The organism is Hymenobacter frigidus (genome assembly GCF_014640435.1).
In the GTDB taxonomy this organism is placed as follows: Bacteria; Bacteroidota; Bacteroidia; order Cytophagales; family Hymenobacteraceae; genus Hymenobacter; species Hymenobacter frigidus.
Genome location: NZ_BMGY01000020.1, coordinates 75,589 through 82,227, shown reverse-complemented (window position 1 = coordinate 82,227; position 6,639 = coordinate 75,589). Strand labels below are relative to the sequence as shown.

Annotated in this window: 5 protein-coding genes; 3 read left to right on the top strand and 2 right to left on the bottom strand. The window is 62.9% G+C overall.

Annotated elements, in window-relative coordinates:
• Positions 1-68 precede the first annotated feature (68 nt).
• Positions 69-1,043 carry a YpdA family putative bacillithiol disulfide reductase gene (locus tag IEW17_RS12030; protein WP_188562289.1) on the top strand — a complete coding sequence of 325 codons (975 nt, stop codon included), beginning with the start codon at positions 69-71 and terminating at the stop codon, positions 1,041-1,043.
• A gap of 85 nt (positions 1,044-1,128) precedes the next feature.
• Here IEW17_RS12030 and IEW17_RS12025 read toward each other — a convergent pair whose 3' ends face one another.
• Both IEW17_RS12025 and IEW17_RS12020 read right to left on the bottom strand, forming a co-directional pair.
• Positions 1,129-2,553, bottom strand: a complete 1,425-nt coding sequence (locus tag IEW17_RS12025) for an SGNH/GDSL hydrolase family protein (RefSeq protein ID WP_188562288.1) — start codon at positions 2,551-2,553, stop codon at positions 1,129-1,131.
• Between the two features lie 37 nt (positions 2,554-2,590).
• Positions 2,591-3,964: an OmpP1/FadL family transporter gene (locus tag IEW17_RS12020; RefSeq protein ID WP_188562287.1), complete on the bottom strand. Its 1,374-nt coding sequence runs from the start codon at positions 3,962-3,964 to the stop codon at positions 2,591-2,593.
• Between the two features lie 153 nt (positions 3,965-4,117).
• Here IEW17_RS12020 and lptB point away from each other — a divergent pair, with 153 nt between their 5' ends.
• Positions 4,118-4,849 carry an LPS export ABC transporter ATP-binding protein gene (gene lptB / locus IEW17_RS12015; RefSeq protein WP_188562286.1) on the top strand — a complete coding sequence of 244 codons (732 nt, stop codon included), beginning with the start codon at positions 4,118-4,120 and terminating at the stop codon, positions 4,847-4,849.
• A 124-nt stretch (positions 4,850-4,973) separates the two neighbouring features.
• Positions 4,974-6,515 carry a GH3 auxin-responsive promoter family protein gene (locus tag IEW17_RS12010; protein ID WP_188562285.1) on the top strand — a complete coding sequence of 514 codons (1,542 nt, stop codon included), beginning with the start codon at positions 4,974-4,976 and terminating at the stop codon, positions 6,513-6,515.
• Positions 6,516-6,639 lie beyond the last annotated feature (124 nt).

Genomic DNA, 6,639 nt, shown 5'->3' with positions numbered 1-6,639 from the left:
TAGAATCTTACTCCACTCCTTTCCTTCATTGACCTAAATTAAGAGGTCGTGTCTGAACATAGGATATTATGCTTGATGTTCTCATTATTGGAGCCGGCCCCGTGGGCCTGGCTTGCGCCCTCGAAGCCCAGCGCAAAGGCCTGCAGGTAGCCCTCGTAGAAAAAGGTGCACTGGTCAATTCCCTGGTGGGTTACCCCACCAACATGGAGTTTTTCTCCACGCCCGAGCTGCTCGAAATCGGTGGCTATCCGTTTCCCACCAGCCACTACAAGCCCCTGCGCGAAGATGGCCTGGACTACTACCAGCGCGTGGCCACCTCCGAAAAGCTGACCCTCCGGCTGCACGAGCGAGTGCTAAACCTGACCGGCGAACAAGGCAATTTCACCGTCACGACCGACAAGGGCGAAATCCAGACCCGCAACGTCGTTGTGGCCACCGGCTTCTACGACGTGCCCAACCCGCTCAACGTACTCGGCGAGGATTTACCCCACGTCAGCCACTACTACAAAGAGCCTTACCAGCACGCCACGCAGAATATCGTCGTCGTCGGGGCCAAAAATTCCTCCGCTAAAGCGGCTCTGCAGCTCACCCGCGCCGGGGCCAATGTCACGCTCCTCGTGCGCGGCTCCGAAGTCAGCGACTCCGTGAAGTACTGGATTCGGCCCGACCTTGTCAACCGCATAGCCGAGGGCCGCATCACCGCGCACTTCAACACCACCATCGTCGCCATTCGGCCCGGCGCGGTAGACGTGCTCACGCCTGCCGGCCCGCTCACCGTTCCTACCGATTTCGTGTACGCCCTCACCGGCTACCACCCCGACGAGGCCCTGCTCGGCCGCCTCGGTGTCGAGCCCGACCCTGCGGACGAAGCCCGCGCCCCGCTCTTCGACCCCGCAACCCACGAAACCACGCGCCCCGGCTTGTTCGTGGCCGGCACCGTATGCGGCGGCCGGGCCACCAGCCGCTGGTTTATCGAAAACGGCCGGCACCACGCCCAGCTCATTGCCGCGCACCTAGCTGCCGGTGTGCTGCAGTCTGTTTAAATAAATCCTTTGCAAGGATTGACACAAAAAAGCGCCTTCCTCATCCGAGGAAGGCGCTTTTTAATAGCGGGCTTGTGCTGCTGGACTACTGCGGAAACCGTACGCCGCGGTACTTCGTGGCATCTACGCCGGGCACTGCTGAGCCGTACTTCGCGTTGATGGCCTTAATCATCTCGTTGGCGATTACAGCGTAGCCACGCGGCGTGGGGTGCACCCCGTCGAGCGAGAAAAGGTTGCCCGAGATAAAAGAGGCCGTATTATTCACACCGTTCACTACGAGGCCGTTGCGAGCCACACTGCTGAAGAACGTATTGGCATCGAACAAGGCCAGATTGCGTTGGTTAGCCGCGGCGGCCAGGGTCGTGTTGAAGGCCGTGGTGGCATTCTGCACCTGCACTTGTTCCACGTCGTCGAGAATGAAAGCGCTCGGAATGGGGTTGCCGGCCGTGGCACCAAACGCCTGCAGGGTATCAATGCCGTAGGCCGTCAGGTAGCTGCCCAAGGCAGCCCTCGGCACAAATGAGCGCCACGGCGCGCCCGTGGGCCGGCCCAGCAGCGGCAGAAAAGGTGCCGACGTGAGGGTAAACAACTGACGGCCGGCGCCCGCCGCGTCGCGAATGTCCACCGTGGCAATCTGCTTGCGATTGCCGGAAGCTGCGCCGCCCGGCGCTGCGCCGGTCAGGGCCAACACGCCCGGCACGCTGTTGGCGGTCAGGGTGGCCCGGAAGCCCGGCCCCACCGTGGTGAAGAACGGAATGCCAGTTACGTCCGGAATGGTGACCACCACGCCCTTGGCGCCGCCCGCCGTCAGGGCATCCAGCACCAGGCTGGTGTTTGCGGCGAAAGTGGCTGGCGGTGTCAGGCTGCTGGCCGCGCCGCCGGCCGTGGCAAAGCCCAGCACGTCGTTGTTGCCCAGCCATTCGGTGAAAAACGTTGGCTTGAGGGAAGCTACCGTCGCCTGCACGCGCCCCAAATAGGTTTGAAACGGCGTAGCATCGGGCGTGATGCGCTCGAAGTAGGGGTTGCCCTGCACGCTGCCGTAGCCAGGAGTGTTGATGTCCGACATCCGGATGCCGGGCACGCCAAGATTGTTGACGGGGTCGGTAAACTTGGTGAAAAGTGGCGCGGCGGCTGTGCTGCCCGCGCGCAAGGCCCGGTTGGTAGTGACAGGCACGGTGATGGGGTTGCCGCCCCCCGTGAAGCCCGCCAGGCTCAGGTAGCCCGAGCCGTTGGCTTGCGCGTCGGTGAAGAGCGGCTGCGCGAAATCGCCGCCGCCCACGGCCTTAAGCTGGCCGGCCAGGATGTTGGGGTAGGAATTCAACTGGCCTTCCAGGTACAGGCCGTTATCGCCAAAGCCCGCCGTGAGCGAGTTGCCCACGGCAACGTAGCGCGAAAAATCGGCCTGCCCGGCGCTCGATTTGGGGCTGTTCTCCAGGTCGGGCTTGCAGCTGCCCAGGCTCAGGCCCAGCAGGGCGAGGGCGGGCGCGGTGTGCTTAAAAAATGATTTCATGTCGGCGAAAAGCTAAAGTCAGGTGGGAGTGAGGCGCTTAGAAGTTGTAGTGCACGCCCACGCCGGGCACGTGAATGAAGGAGTTGTAGGTGCCGGCCACGCGGTCGGTGGTGCCGTTGTCGAGCAGCTGCTGCTGCGTCTGGGTGCGCTTCAGAATCTGAATGAACTGATACGAGGCATCGATGCCGAATTTCTCGGTCACGTCGTAGCTCAGGCCGGTGGTCAGGGCCACGCGGTCGTTGTCGGGGGTTTCGGGCGTCACGTAGCCGTCGCGCACGGGGCTCTGGTCGTACACCGCGCCGCCGCGCACGGTCAGCTTGTCGGTCACTTTATACTGCGCGCCCAGGCGGAACGCCAGCACGTCCTGGTAGCTGCGCTTCGAGATGGAGACGTTATTGCCGCCCACCAGGCCGGGGGTGCCGGTGTTGGCCGGGAAGTAGCCGGGCTGGCCTTGCGTACCTACCTGGGCGTAGTCGCCGTTGCCGTTGTTGCCGCTGAAGTCAAAGCGCAGCTCGCGGTAGGCGCTCCACTGCGTCCACACCACGTCGAGGCCGATGGTGAGCTTGTCGGTCGGCATCAGGCCTACGCCGATGGCTGCGTGGGCCGGAATGGGCAGGGTAGCCGCGAAGTTGCTGGCCGTGAAGCCAGGGTTGATGCGGCGCGAAGCGGAATAGCTGTTGCTGCCGGGCGTGGCGTTGGGCAGGCCCTTCACGGTCACGGTGCCCTCTTCCACGGTCGCGTTCACCTTCGAGCGGTAGCTGATGCCCACGCTCAGCTTCTCGCTGGGCTTGAACAGAATGCCGGCGTTGAAGCCGAACTGAGTCTTGGTTTTGCCATCCAGCTCAATCGTGGCTCCGGGGTAAGGCAGGGCCGAGATGTCGCGCTGCAGGTTCACCGAGCCCAGGGCCAGAATGGTGAGGCCCGCGCCCACGCTCAGCTGCGGCGTAATGGCATAGCTGAGCGTGGGCTGCACGAATACCGACTTGAGGTCGATTTGGGTGAGGGCCGCGCGGCCTTCCCAGCCCTCGGCGTACACCAGCTTCGAGCCGGCGGGCGTGTACACGGCCAGGCCTGCCTTAAACTTGCCGTCTTTCGGCCCAAAGGAGGCGTAGAAGTTGAAAGGAGTGGTCACGGTGGACTGCAGGTCGCGTTGCGGCCCGCCGTTTTCGGAGCGGAAGGCAACCCGCGCAAACGTGGCGTTGGCCCCGAGCACTACCCCGTTGGCCCGCACCATGGCCAGGGCCCCGGGGTTGAGAAACATGGCCGACTGGTCGAGCGACAAGCCCACCCCGACGCCGCCCATACCGTTGCTTTTGTGGCCTGGCAAATACACCTGGAAGCCGCTGGCAGAAGCAGCCGGCGCACTGGCTAGCAGCGCGCCGCCCGCGAGGAGTAGTCGTTTTACTGTCATAAAAAATAAGTTTGTGGGAGGTGGGTTAGGTTGTGGGGGTTAAAAGTAGCAGAAAAATTTAAGCGAAGTGTTAGGCAAGCCGAATAATATTGGCAAACCAGTCGTTGGTTTCCGCGCTCCGCTCCGTTGCGGCGCGCCCGTACCTTTGCCCGCATGATTCTTCGCGCCGACCACCTTGTCAAAAAATACAAAGCCCGCACCGTCGTCAACGACATGAGCGTGACCGTGGAGCAGGGCGAAATCGTGGGGCTGCTCGGGCCCAACGGCGCGGGCAAAACCACCTGTTTCTACATGATGGTGGGCATGGTGAAGCCCAATGGCGGCCGCATCTTCCTCGACAACACCGAGATAACCACCATGCCCATCTACCAGCGGGCGCGGCTGGGCGTGGGCTACCTGGCCCAGGAAGCCAGCGTGTTCCGCGACCTGAGCGTAGAAGAAAATATTATGGCTGTGCTCGAGATGACGAGCATGAAAAAAGCCGCCCGCCACGAGAAGGTGGAGGAAATGCTCGAAGAGTTCAGCCTCACCCACGTGCGCAAGAACCTGGGCAAGGTGCTGAGCGGCGGCGAGCGCCGCCGCACCGAAATAGCCCGTGCCCTGGCCGTTGACCCCAAATTTGTGCTGCTCGACGAGCCCTTTGCCGGTGTCGACCCCATTGCGACCGAAGAAATTCAGGGCATCGTATCCAAGCTCAAGCACCGTAACATCGGCGTGCTCATCACCGACCACGACGTGAACTCCACCCTCAGCATCGTGGACCGGGCCTACCTGCTTTTTGAAGGCAAGCTCCTGAAAGCCGGCACCGCCGAAGAGTTGGCCAGCGACGAAACTGTGCGCCGCGTGTACCTGGGCAAAAATTTCGAGTTAAAGCGCAACGTGTAAGGCAATTAAAAATTGAGAATTAAGAATTAAAAATGAGCACGTCGTGACAGCATTGGGCCTTCGTTTAAAGTGACCAACGCGAGCAATTTTTAATTTTTCACTTTTAATTTTTAATTCAAAATATATGCTCGACCAGCTACTCGCCCGCGCCGTTCAACTCAGCAGCCTGTCCCGGCTGGCGCGCCTCCGGCAGCAGCCGCACGAGGTGCAGGCGCGGCTGCTGCGCGGGCTGCTGCACCGGGCCCGGAGCACCGAGTGGGGCCGGCGCTACGGGTTTGGCGACAAGCCCACGGCCGCCGACTTTGCCCGGCGCGTGCCCGTGAGCACCTACGAGCAGCTGTACCCGGAGCTGGAAAAGGTGCTGCGCGGCCAGCCCGATGTGCTGTGGCCCGGCCGGCCGCAGTGGTTTGCCAAGAGCAGCGGCACCACCAACGCCCGCAGCAAATTTATCCCCATCACGGCCGAGGCGCTGCGCGACTGCCACTACCGCGCCGGGCGCGACATGCTGGCCCTGAGCACCTGCCTCTACCCCCAGGAGCGGCTGCTGGCCGGCAAAACGCTGTCGTTGGGTGGCGCGCATTCGCCCAATCCGTTCCGGCCCCAGGAGTCCGTTTCGCGGGTGGGCGATGTATCGGCCGTTATCATGGCGCAGCTGCCGGGCTGGGCCGAGCAGCTGCGCACCCCGCCGCTGCACCTGGCGCTGCTGGACGAGTGGGAGGAGAAGATTGAGCGCATCGCGGCCCACGTGCTGCGCCAGGATGTGCGCACCCTGGCCGGCGTGCCTACCTGGATGGTGGTGCTGCTGCGCCGCGTGGTGGCCCTGGCCGGGGCCGACAACATTACCCAAGTGTGGCCACACCTGCGGCTGTTTCTGCACGGCGCGGTGGCATTTGGGCCCTATCGCGAGCTGTTTCGCCAGTTAATTCCGGATGCGCGGATGCGCTACCTCGAAATCTACAATGCGTCGGAAGGCTACTTTGCCCTGCAGGACCAGCCCGGGAGCGAAGACCTGCTGCTGCTGCTCGACCACGGCATTTACTACGAATTCCTGCCCGCCGACCAGTGGAATGCCCCCGACCCGCGCCCCGTGCCCCTGGCCGAAGTAGAGTTGAACCGGCCTTACGCCTTGGTTATCAGTACTAACGCCGGGCTGTGGCGCTACCTGGTGGGCGACACCGTACGGTTTACCTCGCTGGCTCCGTATCGGGTGCGCATCACCGGCCGTACCAAGCACTTCCTCAATGCCTTCGGCGAGGAAGTGGTGATTGAGAATGCCGAGGCCGCCGTGGCCGCGGCCTGCCAGGCTACCGGCGCGGCCGTGCGCGACTTCACGGCCGGCCCCGTGTGGTTCACGGCCGATAGCGCGGCTTCGCGTGGGGGGCACGAGTGGGTAGTGGAATTTGCCGACTCCGCGGCCTGCCCCGACCTGGCCCGGTTCGGCACTATTCTCGATACGACGCTGTGCGCCCTCAATTCCGACTACGCGGCCAAGCGCCACCGGAGCCTGGCCCTGGCTCCGCCCAAGCTGCGGGCCGTACCCACGGGCACGTTCGAGGCTTGGCTGGCCAGCCAGGGCAAGCTGGGCGGCCAGCACAAAGTGCCACGCTTGCTCAACACGCGGGAGGTGCTGGAGGCCGTGCTGGCTACTGCCGCCGCACGCAGCTAACTGTTTTTGAGTGAGGACCCAACGAGCCTTTAGCCGGTTCAAAGCGCTCATATGCCGACTATGTTCGGCTGTTGACCTAATAGAAGCTATGCTATTGGCAGATATTGCGTAACATTACCGTAAT